Source organism: Longimicrobiales bacterium, from assembly GCA_028823235.1.
Classification (GTDB): Bacteria; Gemmatimonadota; Gemmatimonadetes; order Longimicrobiales; family Gaopeijiaceae; genus UBA2589.
Genome location: JAPKBW010000080.1, coordinates 1 through 2056 on the forward strand (window position 1 = coordinate 1; position 2056 = coordinate 2056).

Annotated in this window: 2 protein-coding genes; both read right to left on the bottom strand. The window is 60.6% G+C overall.

Annotated elements, in window-relative coordinates:
• Positions 1 to 299: 299 nt before the first annotated feature.
• Positions 300 to 1253: a class I SAM-dependent methyltransferase gene (locus OSA81_13725; protein ID MDE0900061.1), complete on the bottom strand. Its 954-nt coding sequence runs from the start codon at positions 1251 to 1253 to the stop codon at positions 300 to 302.
• A 425-nt stretch (positions 1254 to 1678) separates the two neighbouring features.
• Complete coding sequence (locus tag OSA81_13730) at positions 1679 to 1900, bottom strand: hypothetical protein (protein MDE0900062.1); 222 nt, start codon at positions 1898 to 1900, stop codon at positions 1679 to 1681.
• Positions 1901 to 2056 lie beyond the last annotated feature (156 nt).

Here is a 2056-nt window from a genome sequence, read left to right on the forward strand (position 1 = left end):
GACGCCCGTTTGGCCGCGCCATGAGGGCGTTGTTCGACGGCGAACTGACGTTCGACGATCTGCGTGCAATCGCCGAACGGAAGGCACTGGAAGGGGCCTAGCCGGCTAGCCAACCGCGTGTTCGTGTGTATGCCAGAGTGGCTCATGCGCGATGAGGTAGATGAGGTAGATGAGGTACAGGATACCCGTCACGGGCTCCCCGTAGGGATTTAACCTAACGCCCAGACTCGGACGTGGTGCCAGAAGCCACCTTGAATGTCCTATTCCCCATGGGCCGAGACTTCCTTCACGGCCATCGCTCAGGCGGTGGAAACGGGAGCCTTCTGGCCCGCCACTTGGGGAGCGGATCGTCGACCCTGCGTGATGAGATGAAGCTCGGTCGTCAGGAGCTCCTGCTCGTCGAGATTCCGGAAGCGCCTGGCCAGGCGCTTCCGCTCTGTAGGCAGCACATCCTGAGTTCGCCGATCCGCCGCGACGATCATCAGCCCCAGCTCTTCGTAGCAGTCGATGAACTGTTGTGCACGCCATCGATTGACAGCGCCGGGCGCGAATCTCATGGTCAGCCAATAGCCGAGGTCGGACCATTCGAGCATCTCGAGGAAGTTGGTGTCGCGCGAACCGTGGTCCGCCAGATCGATTTGGACCGAGTGCCAACCCTCTTTCGCAGTGTGGTCAGCTAGCATGGCCAGAGTAGGCTCAGGCGACCAGATGTGCTCGAAGCAGGAGTGGCTGAGGATGAGATCGTAGGGAGCTTCACCACGCGCCGCGAATGTCGCATGATCGCGCACGACATACTCGATACGCGGACTGACCTCACCGGCTACGATGGACCTCAAGCCAATGTCGATTTCCTCGGTGTCCGCGCCTCTGCTCGCTCCACGTTCGAGGAGCGCTTCCGCTGAAGTGCGAAGCTGCGAGAAGTCAACCGTCGTGTTTGGAAATGTGTCCCACAGCGTCACCGACACATCGCCCCCGCCGCAGGCTGCCCACCAGAGCAGGGCGCTACCAATGTTTCGTCCCGGCCCAACCTCCAGGATGCGTGAGGCGCGCTTGTCGAAGCCGACTTGTTGCAGCCTGATCGAATGTCGCTCGAAGAGGCGCCAACTGTATTCAGCGTCATCGGGTCCGAACGACTCCGCGAGGGCCTCGCGTGACTGAATCAGCCTATGTCCGATGGGATTCGTGTAAATCAGGTTCTTGCACGCGCGCCATACGGCCCTTTTCGCCTTGCGCGAATGATATGACATCTGCATCCTTGTCTCTGAACTCTTTGTTTCGAACTGGGCGGGCTGCTCAGCGACTCCGTTCCACGTTCGACGATATACGACGAATGAGGAATCCCAACCCCGATCGGGCGTGAAGAATCTGTTTCGGGTCGCCGATTGTATATCAAAATGCTCCGCTTGGAGTGGACTGATAAGCGCGGTGGAGTGGCGAATGGCTGCGTGCCGGTAGCTAAAAATCCGGGTGGCCCGCCGGCCGGCAAGGGCCCCGCCTGACGAGCCCCACTGGGCGCGTGCGCGGTTCGTTTCCCCAGTCCGTCACGGGCTCTCCCCGTAGGGATTTAACATAACGCCCATACCGGACGCCCTGCCAGAAGCCAGCTTGAATGGCCTATCCCCCGGATGCACCACAACCCTCAGAGAGGTCAGAGCATTCAAGCCCCCACCCGGATCGACTAGCGGCGCCAGCGCCAGCGCTTTTGCAGCACGTCGATCACGGTCAAGCGGCCGCGGTGATTCAGTGTATGCACTCCAAGCAGATCATTGCTCCACTTTGGCTCGATCTGCCCCACCGGCGACTCTTCGTAGCGTTCGGTCGAGAGCGTGGTGACCTCATTCAGTCCGGCCCGACCATCGCGACTTTCCTGAAGGCTCGACGGGTCGACCCAGAGTCCCATTTCCACACATTCCATCGGCATCGGCATCGGCATCGGAGCGTATGGTGCCTGGCTCTAACGACTGACCTCGGCCCTTCGGCTCGGTTCCGAACCACGGAGGATTCCGATGTCCCGATCGCATGCTTGCTTAGGGCCGGGTAAATCCTGTCTATGAGC